The sequence below is a fragment of the Citrobacter europaeus genome, assembly GCA_020099315.1.
Taxonomy (GTDB): domain Bacteria; phylum Pseudomonadota; class Gammaproteobacteria; order Enterobacterales; family Enterobacteriaceae; genus Citrobacter; species Citrobacter europaeus.
Window position 1 is genome coordinate 4,597,449 of the sequence record CP083650.1, and the last position, 21,573, is coordinate 4,619,021.

Annotated in this window: 20 protein-coding genes; 12 read left to right on the forward strand and 8 right to left on the reverse strand. The window is 54.1% G+C overall.

All coding sequences use genetic code 11. The features are described 5' to 3' along the window. Positions 1–110 precede the first annotated feature (110 nt). Entirely contained in the window at positions 111–2,012 is a 1,902-nt protein-coding gene (locus LA337_21600) for an ABC transporter ATP-binding protein (GenBank protein UBI15715.1), read from the forward strand. Positions 2,013–2,064: 52 nt separating this feature from the next. Here the strand turns inward: LA337_21600 and LA337_21605 are convergent, their stop codons facing one another. Then, the gene (locus LA337_21605) at positions 2,065–3,555 is read right to left on the reverse strand and encodes a nicotinate phosphoribosyltransferase (protein ID UBI15716.1); all 1,491 of its coding nucleotides are present in this window, start codon (positions 3,553–3,555) and stop codon (positions 2,065–2,067) included. 14 nt (positions 3,556–3,569) lie between these two features. Beyond that, entirely contained in the window at positions 3,570–4,430 is an 861-nt protein-coding gene (gene prs, locus LA337_21610; protein UBI15717.1) for a ribose-phosphate diphosphokinase, read from the reverse strand. A gap of 191 nt (positions 4,431–4,621) precedes the next feature. Between prs and LA337_21615 the strand changes: the two genes are divergently transcribed. The 4 genes from LA337_21615 (at position 4,622) to LA337_21630 (ending at position 7,583) form a co-directional block, all read left to right on the forward strand. Next, a complete protein-coding gene (locus LA337_21615; protein UBI15718.1) occupies positions 4,622–5,341 on the forward strand; it encodes an NUDIX hydrolase in 720 nt (239 codons plus the stop codon). 81 nt (positions 5,342–5,422) lie between these two features. Beyond that, entirely contained in the window at positions 5,423–6,445 is a 1,023-nt protein-coding gene (locus tag LA337_21620) for a hydrolase (protein UBI15719.1), read from the forward strand. Beyond that, the gene (locus tag LA337_21625; GenBank protein ID UBI15720.1) at positions 6,442–6,660 is read left to right on the forward strand and encodes a YheU family protein; all 219 of its coding nucleotides are present in this window, start codon (positions 6,442–6,444) and stop codon (positions 6,658–6,660) included. Before LA337_21620 ends, LA337_21625 begins: the two co-directional genes overlap by 4 nt. A 53-nt stretch (positions 6,661–6,713) precedes the next feature. Continuing rightward, positions 6,714–7,583, forward strand: a complete 870-nt coding sequence (locus LA337_21630) for a phosphoribulokinase (GenBank protein UBI15721.1) — start codon at positions 6,714–6,716, stop codon at positions 7,581–7,583. A gap of 68 nt (positions 7,584–7,651) precedes the next feature. Here LA337_21630 and LA337_21635 read toward each other — a convergent pair whose 3' ends face one another. Next, a complete protein-coding gene (locus LA337_21635; protein UBI15722.1) occupies positions 7,652–8,056 on the reverse strand; it encodes an OsmC family protein in 405 nt (134 codons plus the stop codon). Between the two features lie 308 nt (positions 8,057–8,364). Here LA337_21635 and crp point away from each other — a divergent pair, with 308 nt between their 5' ends. After that, positions 8,365–8,997 carry a cAMP-activated global transcriptional regulator CRP gene (crp, locus tag LA337_21640; protein UBI15723.1) on the forward strand — a complete coding sequence of 211 codons (633 nt, stop codon included), beginning with the start codon at positions 8,365–8,367 and terminating at the stop codon, positions 8,995–8,997. Between the two features lie 51 nt (positions 8,998–9,048). Then, complete coding sequence (locus LA337_21645; protein UBI18533.1) at positions 9,049–11,136, forward strand: FUSC family protein; 2,088 nt, start codon at positions 9,049–9,051, stop codon at positions 11,134–11,136. A gap of 90 nt (positions 11,137–11,226) precedes the next feature. On the opposite strand, the gene LA337_21650 is transcribed toward LA337_21645, so the two are convergent. From LA337_21650 to ppiA, 5 genes are all read right to left on the reverse strand, one after another. Continuing rightward, positions 11,227–12,444, reverse strand: a complete 1,218-nt coding sequence (locus LA337_21650) for an aspartate aminotransferase family protein (protein UBI15724.1) — start codon at positions 12,442–12,444, stop codon at positions 11,227–11,229. Between the two features lie 85 nt (positions 12,445–12,529). Continuing rightward, on the reverse strand, positions 12,530–13,093 hold the full coding sequence (gene pabA / locus LA337_21655) for an aminodeoxychorismate synthase component 2 (protein ID UBI15725.1): 564 nt from the start codon (positions 13,091–13,093) through the stop codon (positions 12,530–12,532). 31 nt (positions 13,094–13,124) lie between these two features. Beyond that, a complete protein-coding gene (locus tag LA337_21660) occupies positions 13,125–13,727 on the reverse strand; it encodes a putative adenosine monophosphate-protein transferase Fic (protein UBI15726.1) in 603 nt (200 codons plus the stop codon). Continuing rightward, a complete protein-coding gene (locus LA337_21665; protein ID UBI15727.1) occupies positions 13,717–13,884 on the reverse strand; it encodes a YhfG family protein in 168 nt (55 codons plus the stop codon). The genes LA337_21660 and LA337_21665 overlap by 11 nt, the downstream gene beginning before the upstream one ends. A gap of 106 nt (positions 13,885–13,990) precedes the next feature. Next, positions 13,991–14,563: a peptidylprolyl isomerase A gene (gene ppiA, locus LA337_21670; protein UBI15728.1), complete on the reverse strand. Its 573-nt coding sequence runs from the start codon at positions 14,561–14,563 to the stop codon at positions 13,991–13,993. A 264-nt stretch (positions 14,564–14,827) separates the two neighbouring features. Here ppiA and tsgA point away from each other — a divergent pair, with 264 nt between their 5' ends. From tsgA to cysG, 5 genes are all read left to right on the forward strand, one after another. Further along, a complete protein-coding gene (tsgA, locus tag LA337_21675; GenBank protein UBI15729.1) occupies positions 14,828–16,009 on the forward strand; it encodes an MFS transporter TsgA in 1,182 nt (393 codons plus the stop codon). Between the two features lie 271 nt (positions 16,010–16,280). Further along, positions 16,281–18,824: an NADPH-nitrite reductase large subunit gene (nirB, locus tag LA337_21680; GenBank protein ID UBI15730.1), complete on the forward strand. Its 2,544-nt coding sequence runs from the start codon at positions 16,281–16,283 to the stop codon at positions 18,822–18,824. Further along, positions 18,821–19,147 carry a nitrite reductase small subunit NirD gene (gene nirD, locus LA337_21685; protein UBI15731.1) on the forward strand — a complete coding sequence of 109 codons (327 nt, stop codon included), beginning with the start codon at positions 18,821–18,823 and terminating at the stop codon, positions 19,145–19,147. Before nirB ends, nirD begins: the two co-directional genes overlap by 4 nt. Positions 19,148–19,330: 183 nt before the next feature. Continuing rightward, entirely contained in the window at positions 19,331–20,140 is an 810-nt protein-coding gene (gene nirC, locus LA337_21690; GenBank protein ID UBI15732.1) for a nitrite transporter NirC, read from the forward strand. Between the two features lie 11 nt (positions 20,141–20,151). Continuing rightward, positions 20,152–21,525: a siroheme synthase CysG gene (gene cysG, locus LA337_21695; GenBank protein UBI15733.1), complete on the forward strand. Its 1,374-nt coding sequence runs from the start codon at positions 20,152–20,154 to the stop codon at positions 21,523–21,525. The last annotated feature ends 48 nt before the right edge of the window (positions 21,526–21,573 follow it).

Genomic DNA, 21,573 nt, shown 5'->3' on the forward strand with positions numbered 1-21,573 from the left:
TTTGTCTATTTTCGACGTTTTGGGCTACCATTGCGCCTCGGTGCGGCAAATGGCCCACACATTACATTATCATAATGATAAATTAACATAGTCTGAACATACGGCGCCTTATGATTGTTTTCTCATCGTTACAAATTCGTCGCGGCGTGCGCGTCTTGCTGGACAATGCCACGGCCACCATTAATCCAGGGCAGAAAGTTGGTCTGGTAGGTAAAAATGGCTGTGGTAAATCTACCCTGCTGGCATTGCTGAAAAATGAACTCAGCGCCGACGCCGGAGGATTTACCTATCCGGGAAACTGGCAGCTTGCGTGGGTGAATCAGGAAACGCCAGCATTGCCGCAGCCCGCGCTGGAGTACGTGATTGACGGCGACCGCGAGTATCGTCAACTGGAAGCGCAGTTGAACGATGCCAACGAACGTAACGATGGACACGCTATTGCCACCGTCCATGGCAAACTGGATGCCATCGACGCCTGGACCGTGCGCTCACGCGCCGCCAGCCTGCTGCATGGTCTCGGTTTCTCCAACGAACAGCTTGAGCGCCCGGTCAGCGACTTTTCCGGTGGCTGGCGTATGCGTCTCAACCTGGCCCAGGCGCTGATTTGCCGTTCAGACCTGCTGCTGCTCGATGAACCCACCAACCACCTCGATCTCGACGCGGTAATCTGGCTGGAAAGATGGCTGAAAAGCTACCAGGGCACGCTGATATTGATCTCCCACGACCGCGACTTCCTCGACCCGGTGGTGGACAAAATTATTCATATCGAACAGCAAACCATGTTCGAGTACACCGGCAACTACAGCGCGTTTGAAATCCAGCGTGCGACCCGCCTCGCGCAGCAACAGGCAATGTACGAAAGCCAGCAGGAGCGCGTGGCGCATCTGCAAAGCTATATCGATCGTTTCCGCGCTAAAGCAACCAAAGCAAAGCAGGCGCAAAGCCGTATCAAAATGCTGGAACGCATGGAGCTGATTGCCCCGGCACACGTGGACAACCCGTTCCACTTCAGCTTTCGTGAACCAGAAAGCCTGCCGAATCCACTGCTGAAGATGGAAAAGGTCAGCGCTGGCTACGGCGATCGCGTCATTCTCGATTCGATCAAACTGAATCTGGTGCCGGGTTCCCGCATCGGCCTGCTCGGTCGCAACGGCGCGGGTAAATCGACGCTGATCAAGCTGCTGGCCGGCGAATTGGCCCCCATTAGCGGCGAGATTGGCCTGGCGAAAGGTATCAAGCTGGGCTACTTCGCGCAGCACCAGCTGGAGTTTTTACGCGCCGATGAATCGCCTATTCAGCACCTGGCGCGCATGGCGCCGCAGGAGCTGGAGCAGAAACTGCGGGACTACCTCGGCGGATTCGGCTTCCAGGGCGATAAAGTCAGCGAAGAGACTCGCCGCTTCTCCGGTGGTGAAAAAGCGCGTCTGGTGCTGGCGTTGATCGTCTGGCAGCGCCCGAACCTGCTCCTGCTTGATGAACCGACCAACCACCTGGACCTTGATATGCGCCAGGCGCTGACCGAAGCGTTGATCGATTTCGAAGGCGCGCTGGTCGTGGTCTCGCACGACCGTCACCTGATTCGCTCCACCACCGATGACCTCTATCTGGTGCACGACAAAAAAGTCGAGCCGTTTGACGGCGATCTGGAGGATTATCAGCAGTGGCTGAGCGATGTGCAAAAACAAGAAAACCAGAACGACGAACCGGCGAAAGAGAGCGTTAACAGCGCCCAGGCGCGTAAAGACCAGAAGCGTCGCGAAGCTGAATTGCGCACCCTGACGCAGCCGCTGCGTAAAGAGATTACCCGTCTGGAAAAAGAGATGGAGAAACTGCACGCACAGCTGGCGCAGGCGGAAGAAAAACTCGGCGATAGCGAACTGTATGACCAAAGCCGCAAAGCCGAACTCACCGCATGCCTGCAGCAGCAGGCCAGTGCAAAATCCGGACTGGAAGAGTGCGAGATGGCCTGGCTGGAAGCGCAGGAACAGCTTGAGCAGATGCTGGCCGAATAGTCATGAGTGCCTGATAAGGCGCTTGTGCGTCTTATCAGGCATTTTTGTTGAATTATCTCTGCATCGCCAGACGCTGGCGGATATCTTCAAAATGTTCACGGTTAAACAGCTTGCCGTTAAGAAAACGGGTTTTCAGTTCTCCTTCCTGCTCTTGCTCCCACGTTTGTTCATCATGCAGGCGCAATTCCCCCAGCTCATCACGTGCTACTCGAAGCAAACCGCGGGCAGAGCGCTTTAAGCCATTATCGGTTTTCGGCTCTTTGAAAATCGTCCGGCCTTTGCCATCGACTTCTCCCCACGTCGCTTTCATTGCAAAACCGAAGGTGTCACGCGTGTTGTACTGATAGGTAAAGGAACCCACGCCAAACACCACATTTGAACTGGCAAATCCTTTCGCTTCAAGACGACGCAGGATCTCATTCGCCCGCTCAAGGGTGATGGAATCGCCATAAATCAGCCCCACATGTGGGTCGAGCACCTTGTAGCCTTTAGCGTTAACCGTGCCGCCAAATATCTCCCACAGCACCTCCACAGAGCCTTTCTCCTGTGCCGTACGATCGGCTCGGGTATCCTCATCCGCACCTGTACCGCACAGAATCTCAACCGGATTACCGCTATCCGGACGGAATACCACCCGCCCTTCACGGGTCAGAATGATGTTCTTCAGTTCGCGGGTGTATTCCGTCAGCACCTGCCAGTAGTCCCAGGTATCGGAGACTATCGATACAAATCCCTGCGGATAGAGATCGGCAATCAGGCGGCGGAAGGTTTCAATCTCATGCTCGCGCTCACCCATACACATCACGCTGTGTTCGGTAGCCGGAATACTGGCGCCGATAAAATAGGGTTCGCCGTCGGTGTAGTAATCGCGGGCGTACAGCAGAGATGGAATACTGTCGGTCCCTTTAAAGCTTAACAAATGCCCACTGCCCGCCTGCATGGTGTCCTGTAATCCGGACATGCCGCGAAAGGAAAAGTCATGACACTGGAAGTCAAGGTGTGCCAGGTCGCTACAGGTTTTCTCTGCCCAGCGCGCGCAGATTTTGCGGTAGTGGTGAGCAATGGTGGCGTTGGTTGACGCTTTCCACAGCTCTGCCGACAGCACGGTTTCCAGGTAATTCACCAGCCAGAAAAACTCGGGTTTGGTGTTGATAATGGTTAAGACCGGTACCGCCATCGGAACTTTGCTGCCTTCATCCAGCGCTTTGATGTGCAACGGCAGATAGCCCAACTGATGCAGGGCGCGGATATGATCCACCGCCACCGCATCTTTGCCGAGATAGCTGTCCATGACCTGTTTATATTCGCTGACCACCTCATCTTCCGGACGGGCAAAAAACGCCTCATTAAACAGGTCGACTAAAAACCACTGCAAAAAACCCTGCAGGCCAAAAAATACCAGTTTGCCATCCGCCAACGGCGAGGAAAAAAAGCGATCGCTGCGTGGGGTAAAATTGGAATACACGCGACGGGTTCCCTGCGGATATTGCACGCGGTGAGAAACTTTGTAGCCGTCGATAGCCAGAATTGGGTTCATTTTCATAATCAGCATCTCCCTCAGGCGCGGTAAATCGCGTCAATGTCGATAAGCTCAAGCTGCGGATGCTCCAGCGTCGGGGCAGCAAAAGAGGTGGTGGTGTAGATAGCATCAATGCCGTTGGCAAACAGGTGTTCGACGCCCTTAGAAAAAATACCGTGGGTGACATACAGACTGACGCTGTGGGCACCGGCCTCACGTAGTACCTGCGCGGAACCAATGAACGTACCGCCTGCGTCGCACAGATCGTCAACAATCAGCATATCCCTGCCCCTGACGTCTCCGGCCATTAACGAAAATCCCGTCAGCTTGCCGCTTGCTACATCGCGTTTTTTGCTCAGGATGGCGTACTCCTCCACGCCGGCAGCTCTGGCAACAGCATCAATTTTCTTCAAAGCTCCGGCGTCGGGGGCAACCAGCATTAGCGTTTTTTGCTGGAACTGGCGCTGCAAAGTCGCGCTGTGCAGCAGGCAAGTCTCTTGTGAAATCGCCACAAAATTATTGATAGCTGCCGCCGCCGCGTCGCTGTGCGGATCGAGCACCTTCACCTTATCGAATTGCAGCGTATTGAGCTGGCTGGCGAAGACTTTCAGCGCAAAGCTATCACCCGCCACCATATGTCTGTCCTGACGCGCCCACGGCAGCCAGGGGAGGTCGAGATGGCTGACCAGTACATCCGTCTGATGACGGACCGCCTCAACCAGTTGCGCCAGCAGCATAAAATCGTTCATATCTCGCATTGCCACCGCGCGGATGCGCATCAGGCGAGCAAACGATGGCAGTGCATCAGTGACTTTCAACCAGCCGGCGCCATCAGGAAAAATACCACTGGCAACTGCGTAGGTCTGGTCGTCCAAAGTTAATGTCAGTTTTACGCTCATCGCTCTCACCCCTTAATTATGTCCCTTCGACACAATTAATAATGTCCTTGAGACACATATTAAGCAAGTATAAAATGCATTATTTTTAGAACAAGAGATAATCCACTGATAAGTAATGATAAAAAACGAACCTTGCCCCCCAGTGCCGGGCTGGTACACTTGTCAGCGTTACAAATCATCGTGAGTACCTTATGACCACCGAAGCCGACTACCTGAATCAGTACGACGCCAGCCGCTTCCCTTCACCTCTGGTGACGGTAGATAGCGTGTTATTTACCCTGCATCAGCAGGCGCTGTGCGTATTACTGGTCGAGCGGGCAAACCAGCCGCAAAAAGGACGTTGGGGATTACCTGGCGGTTTTATTGATATCGAAAACGATGATTCAACCCGCGCCACCGCGCTACGCAAACTCACTGAAAAAACGGGCGTTTCGCCTTCGTGGCTTGAACAACTGGATACCTTTTCCGGGCCAGAACGAGACCCGCGCGGCTGGAGCCTGACGGTCACCTGGTTTGCGCTAATCGCCTGGGTAGACTGCGCGCCGCATATTGCCAGCGTCAGTAACGCCCGTTGGGTACCGGTTGACGAGTTGAAAAACCATTCACTCGCGTTCGATCACGAGAAAATCATTACGGCGGCACTGCATCGCTTACGGCAAAAAACGATGTACTCGCTACTGCCCGTATACTGCCTGCCGGAGACATTTACCCATGGACAACTGCTTGAAGCCACCGAGGTTATCCTTGGTCAGTCGATCCAGCGTAAAAGTCTGATTCGCCGCTTTGAAGCGTCAGGAATGTTTGAAGATACCGGAGAAAGCATGGCGACAGGGACGCGTAAAGCTCGCCTGTGGCGACGTAAACCCGACGTCGATTTTCATCTTTTCTCGCGTAACCTGCTTGCTGACTAGCGACAAAATCACATATTGGCTAACCCGCACGCGCTGTGCGCGGTATAGTTATTCTTTCCGATTATTAATTGCTCTGGTGTTATGGTTGAAATCACGTCCACAGAAATGACCCCACCTACCGACGATTCGCGAGAATTCCGCCCGATGCGCGGTATCAGTAACCGCCATCTGCAGACGATGCTGCCGCGCTTAATTCGCCGCAAGGTGAAGTTCGACGCCCACTGGCAGCGTCTGGAATTGCCCGATGGTGATTTTGTCGATCTGGCGTGGAGTGAAGATCCGCAACAGGCGAAACACAAACCGCGCCTGGTGGTTTTTCACGGTCTGGAAGGTAGTCTGAACAGCCCGTACGCACATGGCCTGATTGAAGCGGCGCAAAAGCGCGGCTGGCTGGGCGTGGTAATGCATTTTCGCGGCTGCAGCGGTGAACCCAATCGTCTGAACCGCATTTATCATTCGGGCGAAACAGAAGATGGCACCTGGTTTTTACACTGGCTGGAGCGTGAGTTCGGTCGCGTGCCGACCGCAGCGGTGGGCTATTCGCTCGGTGGCAACATGCTGGCCTGCCTGCTGGCCAAAGAAGGCAACGAGATTCCAATTGATGCCGCCGTTATCGTCTCCGCGCCTTTCGTGCTGGAAGCCTGTAGTTACCATATGGACAAGGGATTCTCTCGGGTCTATCAGCGCTACCTGCTCAATCTGTTGAAAGCCAATGCCTCGCGTAAGCTTGAGGCCTATCCAGGCTCGCTGCCGGTAAGTCTGTCCCAATTGAAATCTCTGCGTCGCATCCGCGATTTTGACGATCTGATCACCGCCAAAATCCACGGTTTCGCCGATGCTATAGACTATTATCGTCAGTGTAGCGCCATGCCGTTGCTCAACCAGATAGCCAAACCCACGCTGATTATCCATGCCAAGGACGATCCGTTTATGGATCATCACGTGATCCCGAAACCGGAAAACCTGCCTTCGCAGGTGGAGTATCAGTTGACTGAACACGGTGGCCACGTCGGATTCATTGGCGGCACGGTACGCCATCCTGAGATGTGGCTGGAATCCAGAATCCCCGACTGGCTGACAACGTATCTGGAGGTCTCATCATGATCATCCCCTGGCAAGATATCTCCCCGGACGCGCTGGACAATCTGATTGAAAGCTTTGTCTTGCGTGAAGGCACCGATTATGGTGAACATGAACGTTCGCTCGAACAAAAAGTCGCCGACGTCAAACGCCAACTACAATCAGGTGAAGCCGTGCTGGTGTGGTCTGAACTGCATGAAACGGTCAATATTATGCCGAGGAAGCAGATTCACGAGTAATCCGTAGCCGCCGGCCGACTTTACTATAATTATAACCATTTCATGGAGTTGTTATGTCTGCCAAACATCCGGTGATTGCGGTAACAGGATCCAGCGGCGCGGGGACCACCACCACCAGCCTCGCGTTTCGTAAAATTTTCGCGCAGTTAAATCTGCGTGCCGCCGAGGTGGAAGGTGACAGTTTTCATCGCTATACCCGTCCGGAAATGGACATGGCGATTCGCAAAGCGCGCGATGCCGGGCGGCATATCAGCTATTTCGGCCCCGAAGCGAATGACTTCGGTCTGCTGGAACAAACTTTCATCGAATACGGTCAGACGGGCAAAGGCCAGTCGCGAAAATATCTGCACACTTACGATGAGGCCGTACCGTGGAACCAGGTGCCAGGGACTTTCACGCCCTGGCAGCCGCTGCCTGAACCGACGGATGTCCTGTTTTATGAAGGACTGCACGGCGGCGTCGTCACCCCACAGCAAAACGTGGCCCAACATGTCGATCTGCTGGTTGGCGTGGTGCCGATCGTAAACCTGGAATGGATCCAGAAACTGACTCGCGATACCAGCGAGCGTGGACACTCGCGTGAAGCGGTGATGGACTCGGTGGTGCGATCAATGGACGATTACATCAATTACATCACGCCGCAGTTTTCCCGGACGCATATTAACTTCCAGCGCGTACCGACCGTCGATACCTCTAACCCCTTTGCCGCCAAGAGTATCCCGTCTCTGGATGAAAGCTTTGTCGTGATTCATTTTCGTAACCTGGAAGGGATCGACTTCCCGTGGCTACTGGCCATGCTGCAGGGCTCATTCATTTCCCATATCAATACATTGGTCGTGCCGGGCGGCAAGATGGGCCTGGCGATGGAATTGATTATGCTGCCGCTGGTCCAGCGACTGATGGAAGGCAAAAAGATAGGGTGAGGCGTGGAAAGTGCCCGATGGCGCTTCGCTTATCGGGCCTACGAATCAACATTATCTGGCGTCAGGGATTACGCGGCAACCACTTCATAGGAGTGGGTAATGTTCACCGCCTTTTCCAGCATCAGTGCCACGGAGCAATATTTTTCCGCTGAAAGGTCGACTGCGCGTGAGACTGATGCATCTTTAAGATCGTTACCCGTTACGATGAAATGCAGGTTGATGTGGGTAAACAGGCGCGGCGCTTCATCACGACGCTCTGAGGTCAGTTTCACTTCGCAGTTGGTCACATCCTGACGACCCTTTTGCAGGATCGAAACCACATCAATTGCGCTACAACCGCCCGCCGCCATTAATACCATTTCCATCGGGCTCGGCGCTTTATCACCGGAGTTACCGTCCATCAGAATTTGGTGGCCAGAGGCGGACTCACCGAGGAAGGTTAACCCTTCAACCCACTTTACACGCGCTTGCATATTTCGTAACTCCAATGTTTCAATTTTCCTGACAGATTACGCGCACATAACAATTCTCGCAATGGAAGGCGACCTGCGTCATGCTGAAGCGAGACACCAGGAGACACACGGCGAAAGCTATGCTAAAACAGTCGGGATGCTACAGTAATACATTGACGTACTGCATGTATGCAGAGGACATCACATTACAGGCTGCAGTATATTTTTAGTAGCCCCCTTCCCAGGTAGCGGGAAGCACATTTTTGCAAACCCAGAGGCAGCGTCGTTTTCTGGCTCTGGAGACAGCTTATAACAGAGGATAACCGCGCATGGTGCTTGGCAAACCGCAAACAGACCCGACTCTCGAATGGTTCTTGTCTCATTGCCATATTCATAAGTACCCATCGAAGAGCACGCTGATTCACCAGGGTGAAAAAGCGGAAACGTTGTATTACATCGTTAAAGGCTCAGTGGCAGTGCTGATCAAAGATGAAGAAGGGAAAGAAATGATCCTTTCTTATCTGAATCAGGGCGATTTTATTGGTGAATTAGGCCTCTTCGAAGAAGGTCAGGAACGTAGCGCCTGGGTACGTGCCAAAACCGCATGTGAAGTCGCTGAAATTTCCTACAAAAAATTTCGCCAATTAATCCAGGTCAACCCGGATATTCTGATGCGCCTGTCTTCTCAGATGGCTCGTCGTCTGCAGGTCACGTCTGAAAAAGTCGGCAACCTCGCCTTCCTCGACGTAACTGGTCGTATCGCGCAGACTCTGCTGAATCTGGCGAAACAGCCTGATGCGATGACCCACCCGGACGGCATGCAGATTAAAATCACCCGTCAGGAAATCGGCCAGATCGTTGGCTGCTCCCGTGAGACCGTCGGCCGTATTCTGAAGATGCTGGAAGATCAGAACCTGATCTCCGCACACGGTAAGACTATCGTCGTCTACGGCACCCGTTAACCCCATCGAAGTGGCGCGTTACCCAGTAATGCGCCACTTTTGTTTGCACCGATGTGGCGAAGACTGATATACCACCCAGAGATCAACTACGCACTACGGCAGACGCTAGTGCTATGTTTACCTGTGGCTGTTGGTCTGATCATCGGTCAGCTTCATCTGGGCCTCCTCTTCTCCCTGGTCCCTGCCTGCTGCAACATTGCCGGTCTTGATACCCCGCATAAGCGCTTTTTCAAACGTTTAGCTATTGGCGCGTCTTTGTTTGCCGGATGCAGTTTGATCATGCAATTACTGCTGGCAAAAGATATACCACTGCCGCTTATCCTCACCGGCCTGACGCTAATTCTTGGTGTAACCGCCGAGTTGAGCCCTTTGCATGCGCGACTATTGCCTGCCTCACTTATCGCAGCGATTTTCACGCTAAGCCTGGCCGGCAACATGCCCGTCTGGGAGCCGCTGCTGATCTACGCGCTGGGCACGTTATGGTATGGCCTGTTCAACTGGTTCTGGTTTTGGATGTGGCGCGAACAGCCGCTCCGTGAATCGCTCAGCCTGTTGTATCGTGAATTAGCCGATTACTGTGAAACTAAGTACAGCATGCTGACCCAGCATGCCGACCCAGAAAAAGCGCTGCCTCCCCTGCTGGTTCGCCAACAAAAGGCAGTGGATCTGATTACCCAGTGTTATCAGCAAATGCATATGCTGTCGGCGCATCGCAACAACGATTACAAGCGCCTGCTGCGTGCCTTTCAGGAGGCGCTCGATTTACAAGAGCATATTTCCGTTAGCCTCCACCAGCCGGAAGAGGTGCAAAAGCTGGTCGAGCGTAGCCATGCGGAGCAGGTGATTCGCTGGAATGCGCGTACCGTAGCCGAACGCCTTCGGGTACTGGCCGATGATATTTTGTATCACCGTTTGCCGACCCGTTTCTCGATGGAAAAACAGATTGGCACACTGGAGAAAATCGCCAGGCAGCATCCGGACAACCCGGTGGGACAATTTTGCTACTGGCACTTTAGCCGTATTGCCCGCGTGCTACGCACCCAGCGCCCGTTGTATGCCCGTGACTTGATGGCTGACAAGCAGCGTCGGTTGCCGTTGATCCCAGCCCTGAAAAACTATCTGTCGTTGAAATCTCCAGCGCTGCGCAATGCCGGACGCATCTGCGTTATGTTGAGTATCGCCAGCCTGATGGGCAGCGCCTTACACCTGCCAAAGCCCTACTGGATTTTAATGACTATTCTGTTCGTCACGCAAAATGGCTACGGGGCGACCCGGGTACGCATCTTACATCGGTCGGTCGGTACGCTCGTTGGGCTGGTGATTGCCGGCGTCACGCTGCACTTTCATATTCCGGAAGGTTTCACGCTGGCAGCCATGCTGCTGATAACCCTGGTGAGCTATCTGATCATCCGTAAAAATTACGGCTGGGCTACCGTCGGCTTTACGGTCACGGCAGTTTACACCCTGCAACTGCTGACGCTGAACGGGGAACAGTTTATCGTGCCGCGGTTTGTCGATACGATCATTGGCTGCCTAATCGCCTTTGGCGGCACGCTCTGGCTGTGGCCACAGTGGCAGAGCGGTCTGTTGCGTAAGAACGCCCACGACGCGTTAGAAGCCGACCAGGAGGCCATTCGCCTGATCCTCAGCAACGATCCGCAGGCCACGCCGCTGGCGTATCAACGCATGCGGGTTAACCAGGCGCAGAACACGCTGTTCAACTCACTGAACCAGGCGATGCAGGAGCCAGGATTCAACTCGCACTACCTTGCGGACATGAAACTGTGGGTCACGCACAGCCAGTTCATCGTCGAACACATTAACGCGATGACCACGCTGGCAAGGGAACATACGATGCTGACGCCGGATTTGGCGCAGCGGTATCTGGAATCCTGTGAAATTGCGCTTCAGCGCTGTCAGCAGCGGCTGGAGTATGACGGACCGGGAAGCTCGGGCGATGTGAATATTCTCGAAGCGCCGGAGATGCTGTCCCACGGTCCGTTAAGCACTCTTGAGCAGCATCTGCAACGGGTTCTTGGGCATCTGAACACCATGCATACCATTTCGTCGGTAGCATGGCGTCAGCGACCGCACCACGGGATCTGGCTGAGCCGCCGACTACGGGACATGAAGGGTTAAAAGATTTGCCGGATGCGCTACGCTTATCCGGCCTACGAATCACACCTTACCCTGTAGGCCGGATAAGGCGCTCGCGCCGCCATCCGGCAATCAGCCCACCACCTTCGCGACAGCCTGCGCGAAACGCTGCATCCCTTCATCGATATCCGCCTGCTCTACCACCAGCGACGGCGCGAAACGCATTACGTCCGGCCCGGCGTTCAGCACCATCACCCCTTCGTGCGCGGCGGCATAGAGGAAATCGCGCGCCCGGCCTTTAAACTGCGGCTTCAACTCGGCGCCAATCAGCAGCCCCATCCCGCGAATATCGCTGAAAATGTCGAACTGTTGATCAATCTTGTGCAAATGCTGGACAAACGTCTGACGTTTGGCCTGAATGCCTCCCAGCACTTCCGGCGTGTTGATGATATCAAACGCTGCACCCGCTACCGCGCAGGCCAGCGGGTTACCGCCGTACGTGGAACCGTGCGACCCCACGTGGAACGCGGAGGCAATCTCCTGAGTGGTCAGCACCGCGCTCACCGGGAAACCGCCGCCGAGCGCCTTCGCGCTGGTGAGGATATCCGGCGTCACGCCGTAGTGCATATAGGCAAACAAATCGCCGGTACGCCCCATCCCGCTCTGCACTTCATCAAATACCAACAGCGCCTGGTGCTGGTCACAGAGTTCGCGCAAACCTTGCAGGAATTCCGGCGTAGCCGCAGTGACGCCGCCTTCTCCCTGAATTGGCTCAACCACCACCGCGCAGGTGTGATCGTCCATCACCGCTTTTACCGCATGCAGATCGTTAAACGGGACATGGATGATATCTGCCGGCTTTGGTCCAAAGCCGTCGGAGTATTTCGGCTGCCCGCCAACAGAAACGGTAAACAGCGAACGGCCGTGAAACGCATTATGGAAGGCAATGATTTTGGTTTTGAACGGGCTATGACGCACACAGGCATAGTGGCGCGCCAGCTTAAAGGCGGTTTCGTTGGCTTCCGTACCTGAATTCATGAACAGCACGCGCTCGGCGAAGGACGCATCAATGATTTTACGGCCTAAACGCAGCGCGGGTTCATTGGTGAAAACGTTGCTGGTATGCCACAGGGTTTCCCCCTGGGTTTTTAACGCCTCAACCAGTGCCGGATGGCAATGCCCTAGCGCGGTAACTGCAATGCCGCCCGCGAAATCAACATACTCTTTGCCCTGTTGATCCCAGACTCGACTCCCTTTTCCTTTTACCGGGATAAACTCAGCCGGTGCATAAATCGGCAGAATCACTTCATCGAATGTCGCGCGCGTAATAGCAGTTTGTTCAGTTGCCATGTCATTACCACCCTGTTAAGCAGAAATGCTAGTGAAATTATAATCACAAAATATGAATAAAAAATCACTGAATAGCAACCACAAATCAGCGATTGAGGAAATTAGCCAGCAGCTGATGCCCCTGTTCGCTGAGAATACTCTCCGGGTGAAACTGCACCCCTTCCATATCCCACTCACGGTGACGAATGCCCATAATCTCCTGCGTTTCACTCCAGGCCGTCACTTCAAAGCAGTCAGGAAGCGTTTCGGGGGCAACCACCAGAGAATGGTAGCGCGTCACCGTTAATGGGTTGGCGAGTCCCTGAAAAACGCCCTGCCCGTTATGCGTAATCGGCGAGGTTTTACCGTGCATCACTTTTGCCGCCCGAACCACGCTCGCGCCAAAGGCCTGCGCCATCGCCTGGTGACCGAGACACACGCCCAGCAGAGGGATGTTGCCCGCGAAATGGCGAATTACATCCAGCGAGATACCGGCGTCATCCGGCGTGCAGGGTCCTGGGGAAATCACGATTTTTTGCGGGCTCAACGCATCAATTTGCGCCAGCGTCAGCTCGTCGTTACGCCTGACAAGGACATCAGCGCCCAGTTCGCAGAAGTATTGGTACAGGTTCCAGGTAAAAGAATCATAGTTATCAATAAGCAGGATCATGGCGGCTCCGGTACATAAGAACCGCGCTATTCTACTCAGTTTCCGGGGCTTCGCTTACCACTTTACGAAATATCGCCCGCAGCGCAGACAAGTCACCCATCGCCCCGCTCTGATTAGCCAGATTCCACTCCTCAACCGGGATGTCATCCCAGCTCAGCATATACCCGGCATGAATCGCTAATTGTTCGAAGAAAATACGCTGCGCCAGGCCGCTGCCAATACGAAACGGATGCAGCACGTTGATTTCGCAATAATAGTGTGCAAGACGATCGACAAACTTGTCTTCCGGCAACCCCACCAGCCAGGACTCATCTTCCAGGTCCTGCATCAACGCATTGCCCTCTTTCTCGATATAAGCGAAATGGCAAAAACGGGTATCGCCCTGGTAGATATCGACTTCCCGCAGATGTCCCGCCCAGTCAAAAATATCCCGATACAGCTGGCGATGAATGGCGCACAGATGCGGCAATCCCCGTTTAAGCGGGCCCAGCTCGATAGTGGCCGCACGCAGCGCCGTCAGTTCATAGGCCGCCTGCGTCAGTCGTTGCGCCTGATGGATCCCCAGACGGTTACGCATGACATTCAGGCCCGGATACAAATAGGGGTCGCGTCCATCACCGAATTTATCGCTCATAGTGCCTCCTCAACTCTTCAAGACGCGCCAGGGCGTCTTCAGCACTCAGAGTAACCCGTGGAATATCCACACCTTCCAGCCGCCGACTGGCCTGGAAATTGGCATTTCGTCGTTGTTCCCAGAGCCGGGACTTTTGTTTATCGGTGAGTTTTTTCACATGACCTCCCTGAATGAGCCGACACTTGCCACAAGTATAAGCAGCAATTTCGGGTTACGCAGAGAAGGGAGAGAACGCGGGCGAGAACTGCCCGCGCAAAATACGGTTATGGCAGGACTTTAGCAGACAGGATAACAATCGGTTTTGACGGAACATTCTGGTAAGGACCGACATCATGGGTCTGTACCTGAGAGATCTTATCCGCGACATCCATACCTTTCACAACTTTACCGAAGACAGCGTAGCCAAAGTCGCGCTGGCCGTGATCGAGGAACGCATTGTCCGCAATGTTGATAAAGAACTGGCTGGTCGCGCTGTCTTTATCCGCTGTACGCGCCATAGCAATCGTGCCGCGGGTGTTACGCAGTCCGTTATCGGCTTCATTCTTGATTGGCGGGTTAGGTTTCTTCTGCTGCATCTGCTCGGTAAAACCGCCGCCCTGCACCATGAAGCCAGGGATCACGCGGTGGAACGTAGTGTTGTTATAGAAACCGCTGTTGACATAATCGACAAAGTTTTGCACTGAAACCGGGGCTTTCTGACTGTTCAGCTCCAGCTCAATGTTACCGGCAGAGGTTGTCAGCAGGACATGCGGGTCACCTTTTGCTGCCAGTGCTGCGGGAGAAAGAGCAGAAAGAGCGAGAACAGCTGCAACAGCCGCCAGAGTCGATTTGAGCATGAGAATTCCTTAACAAGAGCAGAAATGAAGCAAGTGAATTGATTCTAAAGAGCCTTCAAGGACAAGGCCATCCCTTTACTTAATTTTACGTACTTGAAACAAATGTAACCTTATAGCCCCAAGACTCAATGCGATCTAGATCACATAAAAAAATGTAACGGAGCTGGTAATTGCCAATAAACATTTAAATGCATCACTAAAACGCCTAAAATCTGCCCGCTCACGGCGCAGTCAATGCGCCTCCCACTTCTATACAGGCCAGTCATGACTAACAGCAATCGCATCAAGCTCACATGGATTAGCTTTCTCTCCTACGCCCTGACAGGCGCGTTGGTAATTGTCACCGGGATGGTGATGGGAAACATCGCAGAGTACTTCCATTTGCCCGTTTCCAGTATGAGTAACACCTTCACCTTTCTGAATGCCGGCATTCTGATCTCTATCTTCCTGAATGCCTGGCTGATGGAAATTGTGCCCCTGAAAACCCAATTGCGCTTTGGCTTTATCCTGATGGTTCTGGCGGTCGCCGGACTGATGCTCAGCCATAGCCTGGCCTTGTTCTCAGCCGCCATGTTTGTACTGGGTCTGGTGAGCGGTATCACCATGTCGATTGGTACGTTTCTGGTGACTCAGATGTACGAAGGCCGCCAGCGCGGTTCTCGTCTGCTGTTTACTGACTCCTTCTTCAGCATGGCTGGCATGATTTTCCCGATGGTGGCCGCGTTCCTGTTAGCGCGCAGCATCGAATGGTATTGGGTCTATGCCTGTATCGGCCTGGTATACGTCGCCATTTTCCTGCTGACCTTCGGCTGCGAATTCCCGGCGCTGGGCAAACACGCGCAGCAACCGGACGCGCCGGTAGTGAAAGAAAAATGGGGTATTGGCGTGCTGTTCCTGGCGATCGCCGCACTGTGCTACATCCTCGGTCAGTTGGGCTTTATCTCCTGGGTGCCGGAATACGCCAAAAGCCTTGGCATGAGCCTGAACGACGCAGGTAAACTGGTCAGCGACTTCTGGATGTCTTACATGGTTGGCATGTGGGCGTTTAGCTTTATCCTGCGTTTCTTCGATTTGCAGCGCATCCTGACCGTACTGGCGGGTTTGGCCACCGTCCTGATGTATCTGTTCATCACCGGTACGCCGGAGCATATGCCGTGGTTTATTCTGACACTGGGCTTCTTCTCCAGCGCGATTTATACCACCATTATTACTCTCGGCTCCCAGCAGACGAAGGTCGCATCACCTAAACTGGTTAACTTCGTTCTGACCTGCGGCACCATTGGTACTATGCTCACTTTCGTGGTAACCGGCCCTATCGTGGCGCACAGCGGACCGCTGGCAGCATTACAGACGGCCAACGGCTTGTATGCCGTAGTATTCGTGATGTGCTTCATCCTTGGGTTCGTCACGCGCCATCGCCAACATAACGTGCCAGCAACGCATTAATCTCACTGCCGGATGGTATCTGCGCTATCCGGCACATTCTCACTCCATCTGCCTTTCACTGGTCATGTAGGCCAATTCTTACAAAAGCCCCTTAAATTGTATGCTTTTTATACAAACACGAAAAGTCAGTTAATTCCGTTACTTATAAAAATGCTGACAAATCAGTTATATACCTCTTAAGGAGTATATAAAGGCGAATTTGATTTGCATCAATAAGCGGGGTTGCTGAATCGTTAAGGTAGGCAGTAATAGAAAAGAAATCGAGGCAAAAATGAGCAAAGTCAGACTCGCTATTATCGGTAATGGTATGGTCGGCCATCGCTTTATTGAGGATCTTCTTGATAAATCCGACGCTGCCAATTTTGATATTACCGTCTTCTGTGAAGAACCCCGCAAAGCGTACGACCGTGTACACCTGTCCTCCTACTTCTCCCACCACACCGCCGAAGAGCTTTCTCTGGTGCGTGAAGGATTCTACGAGAAGCACGGCGTTAAGGTGTTAGTGGGCGAGCGCGCAATTACCATCAACCGCCAGGAGAAGGTGATCCACTCCAGCGCGGGTCGTACGGTCTATTACGATAAGTTGATCATGGCGACGGGCTCTTACCCGTGGATCCCGCCGATTAAAGGTTCGGAAACCCAGGACTGCTTCGTTTACCGTACCATCGAAGACCTCAACGCCATTGAGTCTTGCGCACGCCGGAGCAAACGCGGCGCCGTCGTCGGGGGTGGCCTGCTGGGCCTGGAAGCCGCCGGCGCGCTGAAAAGCCTCGGCGTTGAAACCCACGTGATTGAATTCGCCCCAATGCTGATGGCTGAACAGCTGGATCATATGGGTGGCGAGCAGTTACGTCGCAAAATTGAAAGCATGGGCGTGCGCGTGCACACCAGCAAAAACACCAAAGAGATCGTCCAGGAAGGCACCGAAGCGCGCAAAACCATGCGTTTTGCCGACGGTAGCGAACTGGAAGTCGATTTCATCGTCTTCTCTACCGGTATTCGTCCACGCGACAAACTGGCCACCCAATGCGGCCTGGACGTCGCTCCGCGCGGTGGTATCGTGATTAACGACACCTGCCAGACTTCTGACCCGGATATCTATGCCATCGGCGAATGCGCCAGCTGGAACAACCGCGTGTATGGTCTGGTCGCTCCAGGCTACAAAATGGCGCAGGTTGCCGTTGACCATATTCTCGAAACCGAAAACGCCTTTGAAGGCGCGGATCTGAGCGCCAAGCTGAAGCTGCTCGGCGTTGACGTCGGCGGGATTGGCGACGCACATGCGCGTACGCCGGGTGCCCGTAGCTACGTCTATCTCGACGAAAGCAAAGAAGTCTACAAACGCCTGATCGTTAGCGAAGATAACAAAACCCTGCTCGGCGCAGTTTTAGTCGGCGACACCAGCGATTACGGCAACCTGCTGCAGCTGGTGCTGAACGCCATCGAACTGCCGGAAAACCCGGATTCACTGATTCTGCCAGCACACGCGGGTAGCGGTAAGCCGTCTATCGGTGTCGATAAACTGCCGGACAGCGCGCAGATTTGCTCCTGCTTCGATGTCACCAAAGGCATGCTGATTGCCGCTATCAACAAAGGCTGCCACACCGTTGCAGCGCTGAAAGCTGAAACCAAAGCCGGTACCGGCTGTGGCGGGTGTATCCCGCTGGTAACGCAGGTCCTGAACGCCGAACTGGCGAAACAGGGTATCGAAGTTAACAACAACCTGTGCGAACACTTCCCGTACTCACGTCAGGAACTGTTCCATCTCATCCGCGTAGAAGGCATCAAAACCTTCGAAGAGTTACTGGCAAAACACGGGAAAGGCTACGGCTGTGAAGTGTGTAAGCCGACCGTCGGTTCTCTGCTGGCTTCCTGCTGGAATGAGTACATCCTCAAACCGCAGCACACGCCTCTGCAGGACACCAACGACAACTTCCTGGCGAACATCCAGAAAGACGGTACCTACTCCGTGATCCCGCGCTCTGCGGGTGGTGAGATTACCCCTGAAGGGCTGGTGGCCGTGGGCCGTATCGCGCGTGAATTTAACCTGTACACCAAAATCACCGGTTCTCAGCGTATCGGCCTGTTCGGCGCGCAAAAAGACGACCTGCCGGAAATCTGGCGTCAGCTGATTGAAGCGGGCTTTGAAACCGGCCACGCGTACGCCAAAGCGCTGCGTATGGCAAAAACCTGCGTGGGCAGCACCTGGTGCCGTTACGGCGTCGGCGATAGCGTCGGCTTCGGCGTAGAACTGGAAAATCGCTACAAAGGCATTCGTACCCCGCACAAAATGAAATTCGGCGTCTCCGGCTGTACCCGTGAATGTGCGGAGGCTCAGGGTAAAGACGTGGGTATCATCGCCACAGAGAAAGGCTGGAACCTGTACGTTTGCGGTAACGGCGGGATGAAACCTCGTCATGCGGATCTGCTGGCGGCGGATATCGATCGCGACACGCTGCTCAAGTACCTTGACCGTTTCATGATGTTCTACATCCGTACCGCCGACAAACTGACCCGTACCGCACCGTGGTTAGACAATCTGGAAGGCGGTATCGAGTATCTGAAATCTGTCATCATCGACGACAAGCTGGGTCTGAACCAGCACCTGGAAGAAGAGATGACCCGTCTGCGTGAAGCGGTGGTCTGCGAATGGACAGAAACGGTTAACACCCCATCCGCGCAGGTTCGCTTCAAACACTTTATCAACAGCGAAAAACGCGATCCAAATGTCCAGGTTGTGCCTGAACGTGAACAACATCGTCCGGCCACGCCTTATGAGCGTATTCCGGTGACTCTGGTGGAGGAAAACGCATGAGCCAGTGGCAAAACATCTGCAAAATCGATGACATTCTGCCTGCAACAGGCGTCTGCGCCCTGTTAGGTAGTGAGCAAGTTGCGATTTTCCGCCCGTATCACAGCGACCAGGTGTTTGCGATCAGCAACATCGACCCGTTCTTTGAGTCCAGCGTACTTTCTCGTGGGCTGATTGCTGAACATCAGGGCGAACTGTGGGTCGCCAGCCCGCTGAAAAAACAGCGCTTTCGTTTAAGCGACGGCCTGTGCATGGAAGACGAACAGTTCTCCGTGAAACATTACGAAGCGCGAGTGAAAGACGGCACGGTACAACTGCGCGGTTAATAAATTTTTGGGAGGCGCAACGCCTCCCCTTTTTTGACGTATTTGCAGGTCTTTTATTGGTAGGCCTGATAAGCGTAGCGCCATCAGGCAATTGCAAAAGCACATTGCCGGATGGCGGCATAAATGCCTTATCCGGCCTACGGTTACGATTTTTTTTATTTTTTGTACTTCAAGGATAATCAAATGTTTACTGACACTATCAATAAGTGTGCGGCTAACGCTGCGCGCATCGCACGCCTGTCGGCTAATAATCCGCTCGGATTCTGGGTCAGTTCGGCAATGGCAGGGGCTTATGTCGGTCTCGGCATCATCCTTATTTTCACCCTCGGCAATCTGCTCGACCCGTCCGTACGTCCTCTGGTGATGGGGGCAACCTTTGGCATCGCTTTAACGCTGGTCATTATCGCCGGTTCGGAATTGTTTACCGGTCACACCATGTTCCTGACGCTCGGCGTCAAAGCGGGTACCATCAGCCACGGCCAGATGTGGGCTATCCTGCCGCAAACCTGGCTGGGTAACCTGGTCGGCTCCGTGTTTGTCGCCCTGCTTTACAGCTGGGGCGGCGGCAGCCTGCTGCCGGTTGATACCAGCATCGTCCATTCGGTTGCGCTGGCGAAAACGACCGCGCCTGCAACGGTGCTGTTCTTCAAAGGCGCGCTGTGTAACTGGTTGGTTTGTCTGGCAATCTGGATGGCAATCCGTACCGAAGGCGCGGCAAAATTCCTCGCTATCTGGTGGTGTCTGCTGGCGTTTATTGCTTCCGGCTACGAGCACTCGGTTGCCAACATGACGCTGTTTGCCCTCTCCTGGTTCGGTCACCACAGCGAAGCTTATACCCTGTCAGGAATTGGTCATAACCTGCTGTGGGTGACACTCGGTAATACTTTGTCCGGTGTCGTATTCATGGGATTGGGTTATTGGTATGCTACGCCAAAATCGGAGCGTCCTGTTCCGGCAAAAATCAACCAGCCAGAGGCTGCTGCCAATAATTAAGGGGTAATGTCGTGGATCATTTGCCTATATTTTGTCAACTACGTGACCGCGACTGCTTGATCGTCGGCGGTGGTGATGTCGCAGAACGCAAAGCGCGCTTACTGCTGGAAGCGGGCGCACGTTTAACGGTTAATGCGCTGGCGTTTATTCCGCAGTTCAAAGTATGGGCAGATGAAGGCATGCTGACGCTGGTTGAAGGGCCATTCGATGAGTCTCTGCTCGACGCCTGCTGGCTGGCTATCGCCGCCACCGATGACGATACCGTCAACCAAAGCGTCAGTACCGCCGCAGAATCACGCCGTATTTTCTGCAACGTGGTCGATGCGCCAAAAGCAGCCAGTTTTATCATGCCCTCCATTATCGACCGCTCGCCGCTGATGGTGGCGGTCTCCTCCGGCGGGACATCGCCGGTGCTTGCCCGTCTACTGCGTGAAAGACTTGAATCCGTATTGCCTCAGCATCTGGGCCAGGTCGCGCAGTATGCCGGCAAGTTGCGTTCCCGAGTGAAGCAACAGTTTGCCAGCATGGGAGAGCGTCGTCGCTTCTGGGAAAAATTGTTCGTGAATGACCGCCTGGCGCAGTCGCTGGCGAACAGTGACCAGAAAGCCGTCGAGGAAACCACCGAGCAGTTGCTTAGCGAACCGTTGGATCATCGCGGGGAAGTGGTGCTGGTTGGCGCCGGTCCTGGCGATGCCGGGCTGCTGACGTTGAAAGGACTACAGCAGATCCAGCAAGCAGATGTCGTGGTCTATGACCGTCTGGTGTCCGACGACATCATGAACCTTGTACGCCGCGATGCGGACCGGGTCTTCGTCGGTAAACGCGCGGGCTACCACTGCGTACCGCAGGAAGAGATTAACCAGATCCTGCTGCGTGAAGCGCAACAGGGTAAACGCGTCGTGAGACTGAAAGGTGGCGATCCGTTCATCTTTGGCCGCGGCGGCGAAGAGCTGGAAACCCTGTGCCACGCCGGTATTCCATTCTCCGTTGTGCCGGGTATTACCGCTGCTTCCGGGTGTTCCGCCTATTCCGGCATTCCGCTGACCCATCGTGATTACGCCCAGAGCGTACGTCTGGTTACCGGACACCTGAAAACCGGCGGAGAGCTGGACTGGGAAAACCTGGCGGCAGAGAAACAGACGCTGGTGTTCTACATGGGTCTGAACCAGGCGGCCACCATTCAGGAAAAACTGATCGAATTTGGTATGCAGCCCGATATGACTGTCGCGTTGGTAGAAAACGGTACTTCTGTGAAGCAACGCGTCGTCAACGGGGTACTGACGCAGCTCGGCGAACTGGCGCAGCAGGTTGAAAGCCCGGCGCTGATTATCGTCGGTCGTGTGGTAGGCCTTCGCGATAAGCTGAACTGGTTCTCGAACCATTAATATAGTTTCTGAAGATGCCCTGATATTCAGGGCATCTATTTATCCCCC